At 62.5% G+C, this 18,784-nt stretch carries 20 protein-coding genes; 8 read left to right on the top strand and 12 right to left on the bottom strand.

Going from position 1 to position 18,784, the window contains the following annotated elements; genetic code table 11:
• The first annotated feature begins 243 nt into the window (after nt 1-243).
• Nucleotides 244-1,656, top strand: coding sequence for a transposase (locus AC1DMA_RS22775; protein ID WP_478145590.1), 1,413 nt, complete (start codon nt 244-246; stop codon nt 1,654-1,656).
• Between the two features lie 554 nt (nt 1,657-2,210).
• Here the strand turns inward: AC1DMA_RS22775 and AC1DMA_RS22770 are convergent.
• From AC1DMA_RS22770 to AC1DMA_RS22760, 3 genes are all read right to left on the bottom strand, one after another.
• Complete coding sequence (locus AC1DMA_RS22770; RefSeq protein ID WP_478126779.1) at nt 2,211-2,546, bottom strand: RES family NAD+ phosphorylase; 336 nt, start codon at nt 2,544-2,546, stop codon at nt 2,211-2,213.
• 558 nt (nt 2,547-3,104) lie between these two features.
• Nucleotides 3,105-4,235 (bottom strand): MFS transporter, encoded by a 1,131-nt coding sequence (locus AC1DMA_RS22765; RefSeq protein ID WP_478145744.1) that lies wholly within the window; start codon nt 4,233-4,235, stop codon nt 3,105-3,107.
• Between the two features lie 92 nt (nt 4,236-4,327).
• Nucleotides 4,328-5,464 carry an alpha/beta hydrolase gene (locus AC1DMA_RS22760; protein ID WP_478145589.1) on the bottom strand — a complete coding sequence of 379 codons (1,137 nt, stop codon included), beginning with the start codon at nt 5,462-5,464 and terminating at the stop codon, nt 4,328-4,330.
• A 173-nt stretch (nt 5,465-5,637) separates the two neighbouring features.
• Here AC1DMA_RS22760 and AC1DMA_RS22755 point away from each other — a divergent pair, with 173 nt between their 5' ends.
• Nucleotides 5,638-6,543, top strand: coding sequence for a LysR family transcriptional regulator (locus tag AC1DMA_RS22755; RefSeq protein WP_478145588.1), 906 nt, complete (start codon nt 5,638-5,640; stop codon nt 6,541-6,543).
• 43 nt (nt 6,544-6,586) lie between these two features.
• Here the strand turns inward: AC1DMA_RS22755 and AC1DMA_RS22750 are convergent, their stop codons facing one another.
• The gene (locus tag AC1DMA_RS22750) at nt 6,587-7,213 is read right to left on the bottom strand and encodes a hypothetical protein (RefSeq protein WP_478145587.1); all 627 of its coding nucleotides are present in this window, start codon (nt 7,211-7,213) and stop codon (nt 6,587-6,589) included.
• 372 nt (nt 7,214-7,585) lie between these two features.
• Nucleotides 7,586-7,798, bottom strand: a complete 213-nt coding sequence (locus AC1DMA_RS22745) for a hypothetical protein (protein WP_478126776.1) — start codon at nt 7,796-7,798, stop codon at nt 7,586-7,588.
• 190 nt (nt 7,799-7,988) lie between these two features.
• On the opposite strand from AC1DMA_RS22745, the gene AC1DMA_RS22740 reads away from it, so the two are divergent.
• Nucleotides 7,989-8,423, top strand: coding sequence for a DUF1810 domain-containing protein (locus AC1DMA_RS22740; RefSeq protein ID WP_478126775.1), 435 nt, complete (start codon nt 7,989-7,991; stop codon nt 8,421-8,423).
• 30 nt (nt 8,424-8,453) lie between these two features.
• Here the strand turns inward: AC1DMA_RS22740 and AC1DMA_RS22735 are convergent, their stop codons facing one another.
• The 5 genes from AC1DMA_RS22735 to AC1DMA_RS22715 form a co-directional block, all read right to left on the bottom strand.
• Nucleotides 8,454-8,999: a murein hydrolase activator EnvC family protein gene (locus tag AC1DMA_RS22735; RefSeq protein ID WP_478126774.1), complete on the bottom strand. Its 546-nt coding sequence runs from the start codon at nt 8,997-8,999 to the stop codon at nt 8,454-8,456.
• Nucleotides 9,000-9,061: 62 nt separating this feature from the next.
• Entirely contained in the window at nt 9,062-10,843 is a 1,782-nt protein-coding gene (locus AC1DMA_RS22730; protein ID WP_478145586.1) for an ABC transporter ATP-binding protein, read from the bottom strand.
• 15 nt (nt 10,844-10,858) lie between these two features.
• On the bottom strand, nt 10,859-11,332 hold the full coding sequence (locus tag AC1DMA_RS22725; protein WP_478126772.1) for a CreA family protein: 474 nt from the start codon (nt 11,330-11,332) through the stop codon (nt 10,859-10,861).
• The gene (locus AC1DMA_RS22720) at nt 11,329-11,880 is read right to left on the bottom strand and encodes an NUDIX hydrolase (protein ID WP_478126771.1); all 552 of its coding nucleotides are present in this window, start codon (nt 11,878-11,880) and stop codon (nt 11,329-11,331) included. Before AC1DMA_RS22720 ends, AC1DMA_RS22725 begins: the two co-directional genes overlap by 4 nt.
• Nucleotides 11,881-11,887: 7 nt before the next feature.
• Nucleotides 11,888-12,589 carry a fumarylacetoacetate hydrolase family protein gene (locus AC1DMA_RS22715; protein WP_478126770.1) on the bottom strand — a complete coding sequence of 234 codons (702 nt, stop codon included), beginning with the start codon at nt 12,587-12,589 and terminating at the stop codon, nt 11,888-11,890.
• A gap of 102 nt (nt 12,590-12,691) precedes the next feature.
• On the opposite strand from AC1DMA_RS22715, the gene maiA reads away from it, so the two are divergent.
• Both maiA and pgeF read left to right on the top strand, forming a co-directional pair.
• On the top strand, nt 12,692-13,330 hold the full coding sequence (maiA, locus tag AC1DMA_RS22710) for a maleylacetoacetate isomerase (protein ID WP_478127075.1): 639 nt from the start codon (nt 12,692-12,694) through the stop codon (nt 13,328-13,330).
• Nucleotides 13,327-14,100 carry a peptidoglycan editing factor PgeF gene (gene pgeF / locus AC1DMA_RS22705; RefSeq protein WP_478126769.1) on the top strand — a complete coding sequence of 258 codons (774 nt, stop codon included), beginning with the start codon at nt 13,327-13,329 and terminating at the stop codon, nt 14,098-14,100. The genes maiA and pgeF overlap by 4 nt, the downstream gene beginning before the upstream one ends.
• Here the strand turns inward: pgeF and AC1DMA_RS22700 are convergent.
• Nucleotides 14,032-14,319 carry a hypothetical protein gene (locus tag AC1DMA_RS22700; protein WP_478126768.1) on the bottom strand — a complete coding sequence of 96 codons (288 nt, stop codon included), beginning with the start codon at nt 14,317-14,319 and terminating at the stop codon, nt 14,032-14,034. The two genes, pgeF and AC1DMA_RS22700, sit on opposite strands and share 69 nt — an antisense overlap.
• Before the next feature lie 105 nt (nt 14,320-14,424).
• Here AC1DMA_RS22700 and phaC point away from each other — a divergent pair, with 105 nt between their 5' ends.
• The 3 genes from phaC to AC1DMA_RS22685 all read left to right on the top strand — a co-directional run bounded on the left by phaC (nt 14,425) and on the right by AC1DMA_RS22685 (nt 18,178).
• Complete coding sequence (gene phaC, locus AC1DMA_RS22695) at nt 14,425-16,176, top strand: class I poly(R)-hydroxyalkanoic acid synthase (RefSeq protein WP_478145585.1); 1,752 nt, start codon at nt 14,425-14,427, stop codon at nt 16,174-16,176.
• 58 nt (nt 16,177-16,234) lie between these two features.
• The gene (locus AC1DMA_RS22690; RefSeq protein WP_478145584.1) at nt 16,235-17,413 is read left to right on the top strand and encodes an acetyl-CoA C-acetyltransferase; all 1,179 of its coding nucleotides are present in this window, start codon (nt 16,235-16,237) and stop codon (nt 17,411-17,413) included.
• A gap of 81 nt (nt 17,414-17,494) precedes the next feature.
• A complete protein-coding gene (locus AC1DMA_RS22685; protein WP_478126765.1) occupies nt 17,495-18,178 on the top strand; it encodes an RraA family protein in 684 nt (227 codons plus the stop codon).
• Nucleotides 18,179-18,192: 14 nt separating this feature from the next.
• Here AC1DMA_RS22685 and AC1DMA_RS22680 read toward each other — a convergent pair.
• On the bottom strand, nt 18,193-18,784 hold a 592-nt coding region (locus AC1DMA_RS22680), incomplete at its 5' end, for an XVIPCD domain-containing protein (RefSeq protein ID WP_478145583.1).

The raw sequence follows: 18,784 nt of genomic DNA, 5'->3' as shown, positions 1-18,784 counted from the left end.
AAAAATCAAGGATCCATCAGGCGCTGAGATGCTCAAGAGAGCTTCGCTTGGTCGACTGCAACGCGTCGCCCATGTGTGGTGAACTTGGCGTGTGATTTTGCAATGGCTGCTTCAGACTCTGGTTGCCGTCGTTCGAGGCGGGCTCACCGAGCGGCGGCTATTGGCTAATTGTGTTGAAAAAGTCCCTGGCAATTCTGCCCAGGTCGACTAAGTTGATTGCATCTCACAGAGGAGTGCATCGACATGATGGGTCATCAAGGTGGCGTGCAAGACAAGCTCTTCTACTCGTTCAACCTTGACGATCATGTTCCGCAAACTCACCTGCTGAGGGGTATCGATCGGGTCTTCGATGTCAGCGATTTGCGCCAGCACCTCGCGCCCTTTTATAGTCACACGGGACGGCCATCGATCGATCCCGAATTGATGATGCGCATGCTAGTCGTGGGCTACTGCTTTGGAATTCGCTCCGAGCGTCGCCTCTGCGAAGAGATCCACTTGAACCTGGCCTATCGATGGTTCTGTCGGCTTGGCCTGGAGGACGCGATCCCCGACCATTCGACCTTCTCCAAGAACCGGCACGGGCGCTTCCGCGATAGCGATGCATTGCGCCACGTCTTCGAGAGCGTGCTGCGGCGCTGCATGAGCGAAGGCCTTGTACGCGGTGAAGGGTTTGCGGTGGACGCCAGCATCATCAAGGCGGACGCCAAGCGCGGTCGTGGCGGCGTGGGAGCCGACACGAGCGAGTGGAGCAAGGGCGATGGTCCAAGCCGCGCTGTGCGCGAATACCTTGCCGCCTTGGAAGAGAGCAATCCGACGCTTGATGATTCCGATGGCGCGCCGGCCCCCTCGAGTTCGGAGAAAAACATCTCGCTGACCGATCCTGCAGCTCAATGGACCGCCGCTCCAGGCGGCCCAGCCTTCTACGCCTACTCCACGAACTACTTGATCGACTTGCACGAAGGGATCATCGTGGACGTCGAGGCAACGCCCGCGCACCGCACAGCTGAAGTGGAATCGACCAAGACGATGGTTGATCGCGTAGAGGACCGCTTCGGTATGAAGCCTCGACGCCTGGTTGGCGATACAGCGTATGGAACAGGCCCGTTGCTCGGGTGGATGGTCGAAGACAAGGGCATCACGCCGCATGTGCCGGTGTGGGACAGGAGCGAGCGCAAAGACGGTACGCTGTCGAACAGTGAGTTCCGCTGGAATGAGCAAGCCAACGAATACCGCTGCCCGCAAGGCCACGCGCTACTCAGTGATCGTCGCCAGTTCACCAAGCCGCGCGAGCGCATCACCAAAGCCGGAACGATCCTCTATAGCGCGAGTCAGCACGACTGCGCCGGGTGCCCGATGAAACAACAGTGCTGCCCCAAAGTGCCCAACCGAAAGATCGCGCGTAGCGTGCATGAGCGATCACGGGATTTCGCTCGCGAGCTTGCCGACACGCCGCAGTACAAGCAGTCACGACGTGATCGGAAGAAAGTGGAAATGCTGTTCGCGCATCTCAAGCGCATCCTCAAACTGGACCGACTGCGCCTACGAGGATTGAGTGGAGCCCATGACGAATTCCTGTTGGCCGCAACCTCACAAAACCTTCGAAGGATGGCCAAGCGGTTGTTCGCCAAGCAAGGTGTGGCGGCAATGCCGGCATGATGCGGGGGAAGCGCTTCGCGTTTGGCCGCGAACAAAGGTCATTTCCCCAAAGCCTTGGCTGAGACAAGAGCGGTGTTCCAACAACTCAATTTGCAACTCGGGTTTTTCAACACAATTGGCTGTAAGGCGGTAGTCGGTCGCAGTAGTGTGGCATGTCAGAAAGCTGCAGCTCATCTCGGCAGCGCTACGCCAATCGAGACGTTCGAAAGCCGCCGAATACCGGATGATGCTGTGCACAGCTGCCGTTCACCTGGACGTGTGAGCGGCAGCAACGGGTCGGAGCAAAGAAGCGCGAGTGCCGCGTGCAGCAGACGTACCGCCAGCATGGCTCATTGAGCAATCGGCTCGGCGGCGGTGCACGCACTCTTGGCTTCCATGGGCATTGCCTTTCGCTTCTTCCGCAGTGCGTCCAACGCCGTTGCGCCAGCGTCAGATCAGAAAGCGTGACGGATACCGAAGTCGTAGCCGACCGAGTGTTGTGCAACGGGCGTGAACGCCACACCGAAAGAATGCGCAGCCTTGGCATCATGGGCAGTGTCCTGTGGTGGCGCGCGTCATGGTTGCACGTATCCACGCTTGCGCCGAACCGTAATGCCAAGGCGGGCAAGCTCGGTTGGCAACAGCGCTGCCTGGACCAGCGCCACCGGCGGGCTGCCGGAGAGGGCCTTGAAGGTGCGATCGTAGATGGCCATGCAGTCACCGCTGGTCAAGCGCGAGTTGAAGAGAATGCCGTCGATATCGGGCATATCAGCGTGTACCGCTTCCGACAGCGCCTGCCCCGAGGCGTGAGAGCGTGCACGGCTGGCATCCGTATCGATCCCAACTTCATAGACGGCGGCACCTCGCAGATCGACCAGCGTCAATTCGCGGCTCGAACTGATCGATGTCACGCACAGCTGTTCCAGATGCGGTCGATAGAGGAGACGCCTCGTCTTGCCTTCGAAACGGTCGCGCGCGACGGCTTCTGCGAATGCCGTTGCAAAATTGTTGGCAGCACAAAGTACACGGAGTGCTCCCGCAGGACTTGAAAAGCGGCTTGATCCAAAGCCAGCGTTGGCGGGTGTCGATCGGTGCCGGCTCGGCAAGATGCGTGGCCAGTCGGCCGATACGGGCCTCGACGACGCGCTCCCGTAGCTTGGGGGTGACGAGCTTCACGGGTAGTCCAATGCGCCTTCCGCCGCGCTCCTAACCAGCGAGACATTGCCCTCGCGGAGCTTGTCAATCGGGGGCTTGCCGCCGGTCATGCGATTAGGGGCAACCAGCCATTCCGATTCTTCCAATTGGCCGAAGCCCAGTATTCATGCGGTGCACAGCCCCTCTTTAGATCGATTTCACAAAACGTCCAAGGGCGTCCGGTTTCATCACCGGACGTCCTTTTTCATTGCCGAACTGAATTCCTGTGCGGTGCCCTGAGCCTCTTCCCGCCGCATAAGCCACAGCTCGACAGCTCACGAAGGCGGCGTCCGATTCGTCCGCGCTGTCACCATAACCAGGAGCGCGCCAACCACCAGCAGTCCGGCACTGAAAGCGAAGGTGCTCTGATACCCCCTGCTATCGAACAGCACCCCACCGGCGGTGGAGCCCAGCGCGATAGCGAACTGGACCACCGCCACCATCAGCCCTCCGCCGGCCTCGGCGTCCCCCGGGAGCGTTCGTGCGACCCAAGTCCACCAGCCCACCGGCGCGGCCGTTGCTACGAGCCCCCAGGCACCCAGCAGAACTGCCGTGGCGACCACCGAAGAGCCTGCGGCGATGAGCGCCGCCGCGATAGCGGCCATCAGAACAGGGATGACCGCGAGCGTGCCGTAGAAATCCATCTTCAAAAATCGGCCGATGACCGTGGTGCCGATGAAACCTGCGACGCCCACTGCGAGCAGCAGGAGCGACAAGGCCGACGCATTGACGCGCGTCACTGTTTCGAGAAAGGGCCGAAGGTAGGTGAAAAGCGCGAACTGGCCCATGAAGAAAATGCCCACCGCCATCATTCCGAACGCCACCACGGGGCGCTTGAGTAGCCTCAAGGCGTTGCTGGAGCGCTGTGTCCGTGCCTGCGCGGGCATGGCCGGCAGACTGAACCACTGCCAGATGAATGCAACGATCGCGAGCGGCACCAGGCAGAAGAAGGCGCCGCGCCAGCCGACGATCGAAGCGAGATAGCTGCCCAGTGGCGCTGCCACGACGGTGGCCAGCGCATTGCCGCCATTGAAGATGGCCAGGGCGCGAGGCACCTGGGCAGGCGGTACCAACTGCATGGCGGTGGCGGCCGACATGGACCAGAAGCCGCCGATGACGACGCCGATCAGTACCCGGCCGGCCATGTATGCCTGATAGTTCGGCGCGAGCGCGACGATGGCCCCCGAGAGGCACATCATCGCCGTCAGCGCCAGCAGCAGCATCTTGCGATCGATTCGAACTGCGATGGCTGGGATGCACAGGCTTGTGAGTACCGCGAAAGCGCCGGAGATTGCGATGCCCTGTCCGGCCATGCCTTCGGTGACCTGGAGGTCGGACGCCAGCGGCGTCAGCAGACTCACCGGCATGAACTCGGAGGCGATCAGCGCAAACACGCACAGCGCCATCGCGAAGACGCCTCCCCAATGCGCGGCGCGTGCGTTGCCGTGGCGGTCGAAAGGGCCGCTCCCTGTGGATGCGGCGATGGACTGTGCCGTCATCAGGCGACCGCCGCGACAAGGTGCTTGCCGAAGAACGCCCCCAGCTTGTCCCATGGGATCAGGGTCACCCGGTCGTAGAGGTCCACGTGACCGGCACCGGGAACGATGTGCAGTTCCTTCGGTTCGGCTGCGCGCTGGTAGGCGTCTTCGCTGAACTCCCTGGAGTGCGCATGGTCGCCCGTGATGAACAGCATGGGCCGCGGCGAAATCGTTTCAATGTCGTTGAACGGATAGAAATTCATGAACTTGACGTTGCTGGTCAGCGTAGGCCGCGTGGTGGTTCTTGCCGATGCGCCCGGTGGCGTGAACTGGCCGCGCGGCGTTCGATAGAAATCGAAAAACTCGCGCTGAATGGGATCTGTATCCGCCGTCAGTTCGAGGACCGTGCCGCCTGTGTATTGAATGGCGCCCCCGTCGAATTCCGCCTGACGTTGCTGCGCGGCCGCGGCAATGATCTGCCTGCGCTGCTCCAGCGTCTGCGAGTGATTGAGCGCATTGCGGTTGGCCGAGCCCATGTCGTACATGCTCACCGTGGCGATGGCCTTCATGCGCGGATCGATCTTCGCCGCACTGACGACAAAGCTGCCGCTGCCGCAAACCCCGATGGCTCCGATCTGCTCTCTGTCCACGAAGGCTTGGTTGCCGAGGAAGTCGACCGCGGCGCTGAAGCTCTCGGCATACATGTCCGGCGAAACGGCATTGCGCGGCTGGCCTTCGCTGCCGCCCCAGAAGGGGAGATCGAGCGACAACGTGACGAAGCCGCGCTCGGCCATCTTGGTGGCGTACAGGTTTGCGCTTTGCTCCTTCACCGCCCCCATGGGGTGGCCCACCACGATTGCCGGCGTGCGCTTCTTCCGGTCCAGCGCCTTGGCAGCGAAGAGGTTCCCGGCAACGGTCATCTGGTACTGGTTCTTGAAGGCGATCTGGCGCACCGTGACCTGGTCGCTCGTGTGGAAGTTGTCGGCGCCATTGGGCAGGCTTGTGCTCTTTGGTGGTGCTGCCGCCAATGAAGGGCCCGTCGCCGACAGCATGCCGACAGCAGCCGCGCCGGAGGCGGCCATCTTCAGGAATTCGCGTCGGTCGCTCGCCGGGCCGACCGGCTCTGCGCCGACGGAGGTGCACTTTGTGGTTCTCATGGTCGATGTCCTTGGGAGGTGGTGTGAGTGCCGAGGCGGGTATGTCTTGCCTCGTTCGATGTCTTCGCATTCAGCTTGAGGGAAGTTTGCCGACCCGAGGCGTGATTGACTAGGTAATGAATGCTTAATACATTTATTACCGTCACTAATCAGTTCTCCTGTGAGACAGCGATATGCCTCGCCGCAACCTCAACGACCTTCTTGCTTTCGTGACAGTGGCCCGCCAGGGCAGCTTCACCAAGGCAGCGGGCACGCTCGGTGTCACGCAGTCGGCGCTGAGCCAGGCGATCCGCGGGTTGGAGGAAGGCTTGAAGATCCGTTTGTTGACGCGCACCACGCGCAGCGTCGCGCCCACCCCGGCCGGCGAGCGGCTCATGAAGGCCATCGGCCACCGATTCGACGAGATCGAAGCAGAGCTCGAAGCATTGACCGAGTTGCGCGACAAGCCTGCAGGCACGGTGCGCATCACCTGCGGTGATCACGTTCTGCAAACCGTTCTGCTTCCGAAGCTCATGCCGCTGCTGCGCGAGTATCCCGACATCAAGCTCGAGTTCGACATGAACTACGGTTTTCGGGACATCGTGGCAGACCGGTTCGACGCTGGTGTTCGCATGGGGAACACCATCGACAAAGACATGATTGCCGTTCCCATCGGCCCACCGCTTCAAATGGCCGTCGTGGCTTCACCGGAGTACTTTGCAGTTCATCCCGTACCCAAGACGCCGGCCGAACTGACAGCGCATCAATGCATCAATCAGCGGATGCCGACATCGGGTGGACTGTACGTTTGGGATTTCGAGAAGCGCGGGCGAAAGGTCAACGTGCGAGTGGATGGTCCTCTCATCTTCAACACGGCGCCGCCGCAGGTGGATGCGGCGCTGGCCGGGCTGGGAATTTCGCTGCTGCCGGAAGATGAGTTGATGGTGCACATCGAATCCGGAAGACTCGTTCGGGTGCTGCAGGACTGGTGTCCGAAATTCGCCGGCTACCACCTGTACTACCCCAGCAAGCGCCAACCGTCGCCGGCTTTTTCGCTGATCGTGAAAGCGCTGCGCTTCAGTGGGTCACGACAGCAGTAGGTGTCGGGTTTCTGCGAGGCAGCGATATCGCAGTGTCCGCACATCACCCCACCAATGTCGGGTTGCGCCGTGCTTCGTCGATCTTGCGCTGACGGAGGGCCTGCCGGCACTGCCCGAAACGCGATGCGCCGGGTTCCGCGCATCGTGTGTTGATGCAAATGGCGCGAGCGAAGAAGACTTGGTCCCTGCACGCGGCGAGCGGGTCCGACGTCGCCCTCACGGCGCGCGAGCGGCTGGCGTTCGAAGCCTTGCGAGGCACGGATGACGACGAGCGAGGGGAGAGTGCACCCGCGTCGTCGTCTTCAGCCTCGACGGTCGATTCTTGAGGCCGAGGCGCTGCATCGGCTTCGCTGCGGTCCCTCTCCGGGGTGACCAACGCGATTTCCTGCAACTTCCTGGGCGCTTGCAGCGTAGAAGGAGGTGGTGACAGGTTGGGCGCAACGGTCTGCGCTCGCGCCACTCGTGCCGTCTGCGCAACTTCGGGGACCGTTCTGGACGCAGAGCGGGACATTTCCCAACCGACGAACATCGAAGAAAGCAGCACCGCGGGCGTCAGCACAAGAAAGAGAACATTGCGGAGCGGGCGATAGTTCGAGTTCAACAACTCGCCCTTGCGAGCGGCGTGCCGCGACGAGGAAGTGTCGATCTGCTCATCGACCCCGGTCGGCATTGCCTCTCCGCACGCGCGGCAACGGGTAACGCACCCTCGGTTGACCGTATGGCACGACGGGCAACTTGCGGTTGCGACGCCCTTATGAAACATCAAGCCGAGATAGTCGCTTATCTCGGCATAGGCAATGTTCGTGTCTGGCGCAACGGGCCAGGCGGACGCAGCAAACTCAGTCATCTTCAGGGCCCCTTCGCTTGCGGGCAACCGCCAGACAGCGCAATAGCACTCTGTCCGGCGCAGATCCGCGCAATCACGCTTTATCGGAGGACAGCAAGCCGCCGCTTGTAAGACGAGGGCTCAACATTCACCCGGAATGGCGCCGTACGCGTCACGCTGTTGAGACAGCAGCAGCGCGCTTCGGCAACGAGACACTCAAACGCAATGTATCTCAGCGACCGAATGCGACACGAACGACAGGAAATCAGCGATCTCCAACTTGACGGGCAGGGAAGGCGCTGCCCTGTGGCGCGCCAGGGCCAGCGGTTCGATCACGTCGAAGCTTGCGTCGCAGGTCTCGACGAGGTCTTCCTCGCCTTCGCCTGAGCCGAAAATTTCGAGAAGTGCCTCATCGGATACGTGAGCCATGATGCGGGGTCCATCGAAGCCGTCCGGATAAATTGCAAACCTCACTGTCTCCGAATCGGGACAATGGATCGCTTCGCAGTGCATGGTGGTCTCCTTATCTACTTATGGATTTCACCCTTCCACAACCTGAAAAGCACGCGGCATACTTCGTCATACGCGGACAGATGCGACCTACAGGAGGAGCTCGTTCATGAACGATCCCTTCGATTTGAAGCGCTTCACGGATGCCCAGAAGGACGTGATGGACCACGTCCTGGATGAACTGCGCGCCGGCAAAAAGCGCAGCCACTGGATGTGGTTCATATTCCCTCAACTGGCTGGCCTCGGACGAAGTGCGATGGCGCAGCGCTACGCCATTTCATCGCTCGAGGAAGCGCGTGCGTACCTCGCGCATCCGGTCCTCGGTGCGCGGCTGAAGGCATGCAGTGAGTTGGTCTTTGCGGTGGAAGGTCGCAGCGCCGCGGAGATTTTCGGTGCGCCCGATGACCAGAAGTTCTGGTCATCGATGACCTTGTTTTCGATCACTGCGGATGCATCGACTCCAGTGTTTCGCGCGTGCCTTCAAAAATACTTCGGCGGCAGCACCGACCGCGGCACCTTGCGGCTCCTGCAGGGGGGAAGCTAGCCGAAGGCTGCCCCAATAGACAGGCCGGCGCTAGTGCAGATCGCCGTTGAGGTATGGCTCGGGATCCACGGCGACGCCTTGCTTGCGAATCTCGAAGTGGAGCTTGACGCGTTCGGCGCCGCTGTTGCCCATCTCGGCGATCTTCTGGCCTTGGCGCACCACCTCGTTTTCCTTCACGTTGATGGTCTGCGCATGCGCGTAGGCAGTGAGAAAGGTTTCGTTGTGCTTGACGATCACCATGTTGCCGTAGCCGCGCAGTTCGCCGCCGACATACACGACGCGCCCATCGGCCGCCGCCACGATCGGGTCGCCCAAGTTGCCCGCAATGTCGATGCCTTTGTTTTGCCCGCCGTCGAAAGTGGAAAGCGTGCGCCCTGGAGCGGGCCGAATGAATATCGCCTGCGGCTTGGGCGCAGGCGGTGTGGCGCGGGGTGCCGAGGCGGGCGGCAATGGGTAGAACCCAGGCGCGGGGGCCTGGCTTTGCGGCGTGGACATCGGTGTGGTCGTACATGCGACCAAGGAGGCCGCTGCGATCGATGAAATCGCGAGGCGAAGGAGGTAGGTCTGAACTTGCATGGCTTTTCTTCGAAACGAGGTCTAGGCGAGGGATTCCTCGGCCTCACGGCGAGGGAGCATTTTTAGCACGGCGCGGTTGCGGCCGGTGCCGCGGTGCTGCGAAGGCTTTGCTGGCGCGCCAGGAGCGCGTCGCGTGGCCCTGCATCGACGACCCTTCCGGCCTCCATCAGAACGACAGTGTCGAATCGGTCCAGCAAGCTCAGGCGGTGGATCGAAGCGATCACGCAAGCATTGGGAAACGCACCGGCCATCCGTTCGAGGACACGCGCCTCGGTTGCTGCGTCGAGGGCGCTGGTCGGTTCGTCGAGCAGCAACAGCGAACTGCCTTGCGCCGCCAACACGCCCCGAGCGAGCGACAGGCGCTGCCGCTGGCCACCGGACAGATTGAAGCCGCGCTCGGAGAGCGGTGTGTCGAGATGCGCGTGCGTTGACGTCAACACGTCGTCGAAAGTGCTGACGTGCATGGCAGCATGAAGATCGGCGTCATCGAAGCTCTGGCCGAAGCTCAGGTTCTCGCGCACGCTGGCCTCGAAAACTTCGGTCTCCTGCGGAATCAGCGTCGCGAAGGTTCGCAATAGAGGCCAGGGTTGCGGTTGCCCGTCGATGGACACCGTGCCCGCCTGTGGCGCATAGAGGCCCGCGAGCACGCGCAGCAAGGTGCTCTTGCCTCCGCCGCTCGGGCCGACCAAGGCAATGCGTTCGCCTCGTCGGAGCGCGAGGGACACTTCGTGCAAGCCGCTGCGCGCCGTCTCGCCGGCCGCTTGCATGCCGCGCGGACGGTAGTTCCACACCAATCCGCTGACCTCGATCGTCTGCCAATTGGCTTCGCTGTCGATGCGTTCGTCCGCAAGATCGGCAACCCGCGAAGGCGCTTCCCAGATGGGCTCTGCGCTGCTGTAGTCGGTGTGCATCCGCGCGAAGAACTGAAAGTTCGCTGCCATCGACGACACAACGCTCGCCGCCTGTTGCGCATACTGATAAATCATGAACACGCCGCCGAGCAACACCGTCTGGCCTGGCGCGCGCGACTGCCAGACGTAGATCACGACGAGGCCCCAGGTCAACGCCAACCCCATCAGGTCGACGGCGAACCACTTGCCTTCGTTCAGCACGACGGTGCGCTTCATTGGCTCGGAGATGGCTTCCATCCGCCGGCCCAGGAGCCATCGCGATGCGGCCGACAGGCGCAAGCCGATGACCGTCGATGCATTGCCGAGAAAATCGAGCAGCGCCGCGACGTAGCGGCGGTCGGCATCGTTCTCGACGCGCGCGAGCCGCATCAGCGAGCGGTCGAAGCGAACGATCACGACAGCGATCACCACATAGCCGACGATGGCCATCGCGCCACTGCTGCGCGAAAGCAGGGTCAGTGCAATCAGTGGGCCGATGAAGTTGACGATGTTGGTGAGATAGATGAACTGGTTCTGCGCGAAATCCGAGAGCGCGCGGCTCGCTTGATGCACCCGGTGCTGCAATTCGCCCGAATGGTGCGCGTCGTGCCAGACCAGCGGCGCCGAGGCGATGCGCGCATAGAGCGTGTCGGCCAGTTTTTCGCGCACGCGCAGGCCGACATTGCGCTCGAGGATGCGTCCAGGCCCGTGGATTGCCCATGAGAAGACATACACCCCCGACAGCGCGGCGATCCAGCGGCCCGCGCGGCCGATGTCGCCGGTCTGCAGCGCGTTGATCGCCTGCGCTGCGAACCACGGCATGGTAAGCCGCAAGAGCTGCGAACAGGTGAGAAGCACCGTCGCGGTGAGCAACTGCGGTCGTGCGCCCTCGGCGTAGCGCCACAGAGCCGCGAACAGCTCGCGGACAGCGTTGCCTGGTGCGCTCGTGTTCATGCGCGGCTGCTCGCGTTATTTTTGCGGGATCGGCGTCGCGCGGTCGATCGGAACAGCAGTGACACTGTTCTTCGGGGAGCCATCGATGAGGAGATCGGAATAGGTCAGGTAGACGAGCGTGTTGCGCTTCGCGTCGACCATCCGTACGACGCGCAACCGCTTGAACATGACCGACAGGCGCTCGCTATAGACCTCTTCGCGCTTCGGCAGCGGCTGGACAATGCTCACGGGTCCGACTTGCCGGCATGCGATCGAAGCCTCGGACTTGTCTTCGGCCAATCCGAGCGCGCCGGACACGCCGCCCGTCTTGGCGCGCGAAACATAGCAGGTGACGCCGTTGACCTTCGGGTCGTCATAGGCTTCGACGACGATCTTGTGGTCGGGGCCGATCAGCTTGAAGACGGTGTCGACTTCGCCCACGGGCTCCGCGCGCGCCAGCGTCGTTGCCAACAAGCCCACGATGACGGCGCAAGACTTCAGCCGCTTCATGCGATGTCCAGGGTATGAACGCGATCGAAGCTGCCGCGCCGCCGATCCTCGAAGTAAAACCGGAGCGCCTCCTTGACCGTGCGGAAGGCGATTTCGTCCCAGGGAATCTCGTCCTCGGTGAAGAGCTTCGCCTCGATCGTCTCGTGACCCGGATCGAACCTGTCGCTCAAGAGACGCGCGCGGTAGAAGAGGTGCACTTGCCCCACCCGCACGACACTCATCACCGCGAACAGGCCTTCCATCTCGTATTCGGCACCGGCTTCCTCGTCGGTTTCGCGTGCTGCGCCTTGCTCAGTCGTTTCGTTCAGCTCCATGAAGCCCGCCGGCAACGTCCACTTGCCCCATCGCGGCTCGATGTTGCGCTTGCAAAGCAGCACGCGGTCGCCCAGCACGGGGATCGTGCCCACCACGTTCAGCGGGTTTTCGTAGTGGATCGTGTTGCAGGCCGGACAGACGGCGCGCTCCTTGGTGTCGCCGTCGTCAGGAATGCGGTACACCACCGCCGTGCCGCAGTTCTTGCAGTGCTTGATGGGGACGCGCAGGAACATGCCGGTTTCAGACGACCTTGACCGTGAGCGACGGCAGGCCGGTGATTTCGCCGACGAGCGTGTCTCCTGCGACCACCGCTGCAACGCCTTCCGGCGTGCCGGTGAAGATCAGGTCGCCGGGTTGCAATTCCCAGGCGGCCGACAGATGCTCGATGGTTTCGCCGATGCTCCAGATCAGCTTGCTCACGTTGCTCCGCTGCCGGTCGACGCCGCCCACGGTCACCGAAATCTCCGCCTTCTCGACATCGCCCGCCTCCGCGACCGGCACGATCGGCCCGATGGGCGCGCTCTGCTCGAAGCTCTTGCCGATGTCCCACGGACGACCCTGCTTCTTCATGTCGTTCTGCAGATCACGGCGGGTCATGTCGAGGCCCACGGCATAGCCGAAGATGTGTTTGTGCGCGTCGGCGGCCTTGATGTTCTTTCCGCCGGTTCCGATCGCTGCAACGAGTTCGATCTCGTGGTGCAGGTTCTTGGTGAGCGTCGGATAGGCCATAGTGCCGGTGGTTCCGGCATCGACCACCACCACGGCGTCGGCCGGCTTCATGAAGAAGAAGGGCGGCTCGCGGCCGGTAAACCCCATTTCCTTGGCGTGTTCCTCGTAGTTGCGGCCGACGCAATAGATGCGGTGCACCGGAAAGCGGCCGGGTTGGCCGACGACAGGGATCGAAACGACAGGGCAGGGGGTGAAAACGTATTCGGAGGCCATGAAAAAACGTCCTTTTCAGCGAAGATGGCAGTGTGCCAGAGGGCAGGGTGCGTTGTCCGCGCCAGGGCTGTGGGCGCCGGGCGGGGATATGCTTGCGCCATGATGAAGCTGCACAACTATTTCCGATCCTCCGCATCGTTCCGCGTCCGCATTGCGCTGAATCTCAAGGGACTGGACTACGACTACATCCCGGTGCATATCGCCCGCGGCGAGCACAAGACGGGGCCCTTCTCGGCCATCTCGCCGGACATGCTGGTGCCCCTTCTCGAAGACGATGGCGAACGCTTTACGCAGTCGATGGCCATCATCGAATACCTGGACGAAATCCACCCCGAGCCGGCCCTGCTGCCGCATGATCCGGTGGGCCGGGCACGCGTGCGGGCGCTGTCGGAGTCGATTGCCTGCGAAATCCATCCGCTGAACAACCTTCGCGTGCTGAAGTACCTGGTCCGCGAACTCAAGCTGGACGACGACGCCAAGAACGCGTGGTATCGCCACTGGGTACGCGAAGGCATGCTGGCGTTCGAGCGTCAGCTTGCGTTGCTGCCCGCCGGCACGTACTGCTACGGCAACACGCCGACGATGGCCGATTGCTGCCTGGTGCCGCAGATTTTCAACGGGCAGCGCTTTGATTGCGACTTTTCGGGCTTGCCGCGCACGATGGCAGCTTTCGAGGCGTGCATGCAGCTGGAAGCCTTCCAGCGCGCCCAACCTTCGCAATGCCCTGACGCTGAAGCGTGATCGATCCTGACTGGCTCGTCCCGCAATGGCCGGCGCCGCCCGGCGTAAAGGCGTTGTGCACGACGCGTGCAGGCGGGATATCGACCGCGAACTACGAGGGCCTGAACCTTGGCGACCACGTGGGCGACAACCCGTCCGCGGTGCAATCCAACCGGCAAGCCCTTCGCGACGCGATCGGCGCACGGCCGGTGTTCCTGCAGCAAGTCCATGGAACGGGAGTGCTCGCGCTCGATGCCTCCAGCGTGGACGGCGCGGCTGCCGACGCCTGCACCACCGATGTAAGCGGCATCGCCTGCACGATCATGGTCGCCGATTGCCTGCCGGTGCTGTTCACCGACATGGCTGGCAGGCGAGTCGCCGCGGCGCATGCCGGTTGGCGCGGGCTTGCCGCCGGTGTGATCGAACGCACGCTGGAGACTTTTCAAGCCGACGGCGGTGCGGGCAGTGTCATGGCATGGCTCGGTCCGTGCATCGGCCCCGACGCCTTCGAAGTGGGCGATGAGGTTCGTGCTGCATTTGAAGCAGTTTCACCCGAGGCGCGTAAATGTTTCGTCGCGGCGGACAGCACAGGCACTCCAATGGCTGCAGGCAAATGGATGGCAGACTTGGCGGGCTTGGCCCGCCAGCGCCTGGTTGCTGCCGGCGTCACCCTACTGCACGGAAACGACAGCAGCGACGCCTGGTGCACCGTCCACAACCCGTTACGCTTTTTCTCGCACCGGCGGGACCGGTTCAGCGGCCGCTTCGCCGCCTGCATCTGGCGCGGCTGAATGCGCCCGGATCGCCGCCTCTCGCGCAGCCGCTTCACGCGCCTTCAGAGCGCGGCGCCGTGCGGGCGTGGCCATCAGGTAAACCACCAGTGCCACCGGCGCCAGCCCATAGAGTAGAAAGGTGAAGACGGCGCCCAGCACGGTGCCGTTGGTGTTGGTCGCCTCGGCGACTGCCATCATCAAGGCAACGTAGAGCCACGCGATCACGACAAGGTGCATAGACGGTTTTGTTTCAGGAAGTTATCGGAGGTCTTGCTGGTGAGGCGGTTGCGAATGCAGCATACTCAAATCCCGTTCTGAAGAGGTGAGGCAGCAGGAGACATGATGAAACAAGAACACACTGCGGCGGCAGAGCCTTTTGCGCCCTTTCAGCAGGCGCTTTCAGAGGGATGGAGCAAGGCGCTCGAATCCTTCCAATCACTGGGCTTGCAGGGCGCCCAAGCCACGCAGGGCATCCAGGGCGACGGGCACCACGCGCCCTGGGATCTCCCGAAACTCTTCCTTTCCACCGAGAAACTCCAGGAACTGCAGCAGCAGTACATCAGCGAAGCCACGGAGCTTTGGCGTCAGGACATGGCCAGCCGGTCGGCAACGGACAAGCGTTTCGCCAGCGAAGCGTGGGGCAGCAATCCGGTTTCATCGTTTGCCGCAGCTGTTTACCTGTTGAACGCGCGGACGCTCCTCAGTATGGCCGAGGCGGTCGAAGCCGATGCCAAGACTCGCGCCCGCCTACGCTTCGCGGTGGAGCAGTGGATGGCGGCTTCGTCGCCGAGCAATTACCTTGCATTCAACGCCGAGGCCCAGAAGAAGGCCATCGAAACGCACGGTGAGAGCATCGCGAAGGGGATCCAGAACCTTCTCCACGACGTGCAGCAGGGCCACCTGAGCATGACGGATGAAAGCGCGTTCGAAGTGGGCCGCAATGTCGGCACCACCGAGGGCGCGGTCGTTTTCGAGAACAATCTCTTCCAACTGCTCGAATACAAGCCGCTCACGGCCAAGGTGTATGAACGGCCTCTGCTGCTCGTGCCGCCTTGCATCAACAAGTTCTACATCCTCGACCTGCAGCCCGAGAATTCGCTGATCCGCTATGCGGTGGAGCAGGGGCATCGCGTGTTCGTCGTCAGTTGGCGCAATCCGGATCCATCGATGGCGCAATACACGTGGGACCAGTACGTGGAGGACGGCGCCGTCAAGGCGATCCACGTCGCGCAGGAAATCACCGGCCAGGACAAGAAGGGTGGAAAGATCGACACGCTCGGCTTCTGCGTCGGCGGCACCATCCTGAGTACGGCGCTGGCTGTGCTCGCTGCGCGTGGCGAACAGCCGGCATCTTCAGTGACGTTGCTGACGACTTTGCTGGATTTCACCGACACCGGCGTGCTCGACATCTTCATCGACGAGCCTTTCGTGCAGTTCCGCGAAATGCAGATGGGGAAGGGCGGGCTGCTGCAAGGTGGCGAACTCGCGTCGACCTTCAGCTTTCTGCGGCCCAACGACCTAGTCTGGAACTACGTCGTCGGCAACTACCTGAAGGGCGAAACGCCGCCTCCGTTCGACCTGCTTTACTGGAACAGCGACGCGACCAACCTCCCGGGACCGATGTACTGCTGGTACCTGCGCAACACCTATCACGAGAACAAACTGGCAGTGCCCGGTGCAGTGACCGTGGCGGGCGAGAAGGTGGACCTTGGTGCGATCGATGCGCCGGTCTACATCTACGGCTCGCGTGAAGACCACATCGTGCCGATCGGCGGAGCCTATGCGTCGACGCAACTCCTGCAGGGCAAGAAGCGCTTCGTGATGGGGGCGTCCGGCCATATTGCCGGCGTCATCAATCCACCGGCGAAGAAGAAGCGAAGCCACTGGATCCGCGAAGACGGCAAGCTGCCCAAGACGCAAGCCGAGTGGCTGAGCGGCGCGACCGAACACCCCGGAAGCTGGTGGACCGACTGGTCCAACTGGCTCAAGACCCATGCGGGCAAGCAGATCCCTGCCCCCAAGACCTACGGCAAGGGCACCGCCTACAAGGCGCTGGAGCCGGCGCCGGGTCGCTACGTCAAAGCAAAAGCCTGAACCGCCCCTTTCCCGTCATTTCAACTGTCATTTCAATCCACGCATCGGAGAGCACATCATGGAAGACATCGTCATCGTTTCAGCCGCACGCACGGCCGTCGGCAAGTTTGGCGGCTCGCTGGCCAACATTCCTGCGACGGAATTGGGCGCGCTCGTGATCAAGGAAGTGCTCGCGCGCGCCAAGGTCGGCAATGACCAGATCGGCGAAGTCATCATGGGCCAGGTCCTGACGGCGGGCAGCGGACAGAATCCCGCGCGCCAGGCGCTGCTGAAGAGCGGCATCGTCAATTCGGTTCCGGCGCTCACGATCAATGCCGTTTGCGGTTCGGGGCTCAAGGCAGTGATGCTGGCCGCACAGGCCGTGGCCACCGGCGACAGCGAAATCGTCGTTGCCGGCGGGCAGGAAAGCATGAGCCTCGCGCCGCACGTGCTGCCCAATTCGCGCAACGGACAGCGCATGGGCGACTGGAAGCTTGTCGATTCGATGATCATCGACGGCCTGTGGGACGTGTACAACCAGTACCACATGGGCATCACCGCCGAGAACGTCGCCAAGAAATACGACATCAGCCGCTCCGCCCAGGATGAACTCGCACTGGGCAGCCAGACCAAGGCCGCCGCTGCGCAGGACGCCGGCAAGTTCAAGGACGAGATCGTCGCCGTCAACATCCCGCAGAAGAAGGGCGACCCGATCGTCTTCGACAAGGATGAGTTCATCAATCGCAAGACCAGTGCCGAAGGGCTCGCGGGCCTGCGCCCCGCCTTCGACAAGGCGGGTGGTGTGACGGCCGGCAATGCTTCCGGCCTGAACGACGGCGCTGCCGCGGTGATGGTGATGACCGCCAAGAAGGCCGCGGCGCTCGGGCTCAAGCCGCTTGGCCGCATTGCCAGCTACGCGAGCACCGGCCTCGATCCTGCATTCATGGGCATGGGACCCGTGCCGGCATCGCAGAAGGCGTTGCAGCGCGCGGGCTGGAAGCCCCAGGACCTGGACGTGCTCGAAATCAACGAAGCCTTTGCTGCGCAAGCCTGCGCCGTGAATCGCGAAATGGGCTGGGACGTGAACAAGGTCAACGTGAACGGCGGTGCGATCGCGATCGGCCATCCGATCGGTGCGTCCGGTTGCCGCATCTTGGTGACCTTGCTGCACGAGATGCAGCGGCAGAACGCCAAGAAGGGCATTGCGTCGCTGTGCATCGGCGGTGGCATGGGGGTTGCCCTGACGATTGAGCGTTGAGCGCGATTGCGTTGGACAACAACAAGCCGCGTCCCAGGGCGCGGCTTTTTTCATTTCCGATTTGAACCACAAGGAAAGACGATGAACGACAGCGACCACGCCCTGTTCCAGCAAATCCGCGACGAACTCTTCGTTGCTGCGGTAGGTGATGTGCTCGACACGATGGGCTATCAGCACCAGTTTCTTCCCGCGGGCATCGCGCCGCTGGAGAAGACGATGCGCATCGTCGGGCGTGCAATGCCGGTGCTCGAGGCGGACGTCATCAATGACGGCAATCGATCGGCCGGGCCGCTGTCGGGCAAGCCCTTCGGACTGATGCTCGAGGCGCTCGACGATCTGAAGGCGGGCGAAATCTATATCGCCACCGGCGCCTCGTTGCGCTATGCGCTCTGGGGCGGCTTGATGTCGACGCGGGCGCAGCACCTCAAGGCCGCGGGCGCCATTCTTGACGGCTACGTGCGCGACGCCAATGAAATCGAGCGTCTCGGGTTCAATGTGTTTTGCCGAGGCACTTATGCGCAGGACCAGGGAGTGCGGGGGCAGGTGATCGACTATCGCTGCACGATCGAGATCGACGGCGTACGTATTGCACCGGGCGATTTGCTGTTCGGTGATCGCGAGGGTGTGCTGGTGATTCCGCGCGCGGTCGAGGCGGAAGCCGTGGCAAAGGCACTGGACAAGGTGCGCACCGAAAACAAGGTGGCGGATGCGATCAAGGATGGCATGAGTGCCTGCGAGGCGCTGGCGACCTTTGGCGTGATGTAGTCGGGCTTTTTCGCCTAGAGGCTCATTGCCCGCGCTTGTCGCAGCATGGTGAGTGGCTGTTCCAGCGTGCGCTCTTGAACTTGTTGCTGATCTCGTTCCATGGCTTGCTCCCAAGCCTGAGTGCTCTGAGAAATCGGCGTGTTCAGGCTTTCGACCGTCGGCACACCGGCAATTCGTTTGAGAGCCGAGTCCAGCGCGCCTTGGACCGCGAACACCTTGGAGGCGTCAGTGCTCAGCACGACGTGGTCGATGCGGTTGATCCCATGGGTGCGCGCGGCCACGACGAGGGCGGAGGCGAGCCGGTCACTCTGCCGATCGGGGGTGCGGCCCACCTTCGCATCGAGCAGATGCACGCCGGCTTGTGCCTCGGTGAATAGTTTGTGAGCCGGGTGCTCGGGGTGGTCCAGCTGGGTCAGCTGTGTCAGCTGCAGTTGCCTCGGCGTCGGAAGACCGTGGATCGGGACGTGCTGATGGCTGTCAGCCGTGTGATCGAAATGCTCTGCGACATGCGGCGCCCGTGTGTCTTGGTAGGGGCAACGAGCGGCGGGTGCGCCGAGCCAGATGCCGTTTTGCTCCAGCAGTTTCTCGTTGAGCTTGAGGCTTGAG

It is taken from the genome of Variovorax sp. 05N34, from assembly GCF_056397405.1.
The sequence above is the reverse complement of the archived record's forward strand: the minus strand, read 5'-3'. Positions and strand labels throughout refer to the sequence as shown.

Excerpts from the sequence above, each read along its gene's own strand:
- phaC (WP_478145585.1), top strand. The coding sequence starts at position 14,425 with ATGAAACAAGAACACACTGCGGCGGCAGAGCCTTTTGCGCCCTTTCAG.
- AC1DMA_RS22775 (WP_478145590.1), top strand. The coding sequence starts at position 244 with ATGATGGGTCATCAAGGTGGCGTGCAAGACAAGCTCTTCTACTCGTTC.
- AC1DMA_RS22760 (WP_478145589.1), bottom strand. The coding sequence starts at position 5,464 with ATGAGAACCACAAAGTGCACCTCCGTCGGCGCAGAGCCGGTCGGCCCG.
- AC1DMA_RS22740 (WP_478126775.1), top strand. The coding sequence starts at position 7,989 with ATGAACGATCCCTTCGATTTGAAGCGCTTCACGGATGCCCAGAAGGAC.
- AC1DMA_RS22735 (WP_478126774.1), bottom strand. The coding sequence starts at position 8,999 with ATGCAAGTTCAGACCTACCTCCTTCGCCTCGCGATTTCATCGATCGCA.
- AC1DMA_RS22715 (WP_478126770.1), bottom strand. The coding sequence starts at position 12,589 with ATGGCCTCCGAATACGTTTTCACCCCCTGCCCTGTCGTTTCGATCCCT.
- AC1DMA_RS22765 (WP_478145744.1), bottom strand. The coding sequence starts at position 4,235 with ATGGCGCTGTGCGTGTTTGCGCTGATCGCCTCCGAGTTCATGCCGGTG.
- AC1DMA_RS22685 (WP_478126765.1), top strand. The coding sequence starts at position 17,495 with ATGAACGACAGCGACCACGCCCTGTTCCAGCAAATCCGCGACGAACTC.
- AC1DMA_RS22700 (WP_478126768.1), bottom strand. The coding sequence starts at position 14,319 with ATGCACCTTGTCGTGATCGCGTGGCTCTACGTTGCCTTGATGATGGCA.
- AC1DMA_RS22725 (WP_478126772.1), bottom strand. The coding sequence starts at position 11,332 with ATGAAGCGGCTGAAGTCTTGCGCCGTCATCGTGGGCTTGTTGGCAACG.
- AC1DMA_RS22730 (WP_478145586.1), bottom strand. The coding sequence starts at position 10,843 with ATGAACACGAGCGCACCAGGCAACGCTGTCCGCGAGCTGTTCGCGGCT.
- AC1DMA_RS22750 (WP_478145587.1), bottom strand. The coding sequence starts at position 7,213 with ATGCCGACCGGGGTCGATGAGCAGATCGACACTTCCTCGTCGCGGCAC.
- AC1DMA_RS22720 (WP_478126771.1), bottom strand. The coding sequence starts at position 11,880 with ATGTTCCTGCGCGTCCCCATCAAGCACTGCAAGAACTGCGGCACGGCG.
- AC1DMA_RS22755 (WP_478145588.1), top strand. The coding sequence starts at position 5,638 with ATGCCTCGCCGCAACCTCAACGACCTTCTTGCTTTCGTGACAGTGGCC.
- AC1DMA_RS22690 (WP_478145584.1), top strand. The coding sequence starts at position 16,235 with ATGGAAGACATCGTCATCGTTTCAGCCGCACGCACGGCCGTCGGCAAG.
- maiA (WP_478127075.1), top strand. The coding sequence starts at position 12,692 with ATGAAGCTGCACAACTATTTCCGATCCTCCGCATCGTTCCGCGTCCGC.
- AC1DMA_RS22745 (WP_478126776.1), bottom strand. The coding sequence starts at position 7,798 with ATGGCTCACGTATCCGATGAGGCACTTCTCGAAATTTTCGGCTCAGGC.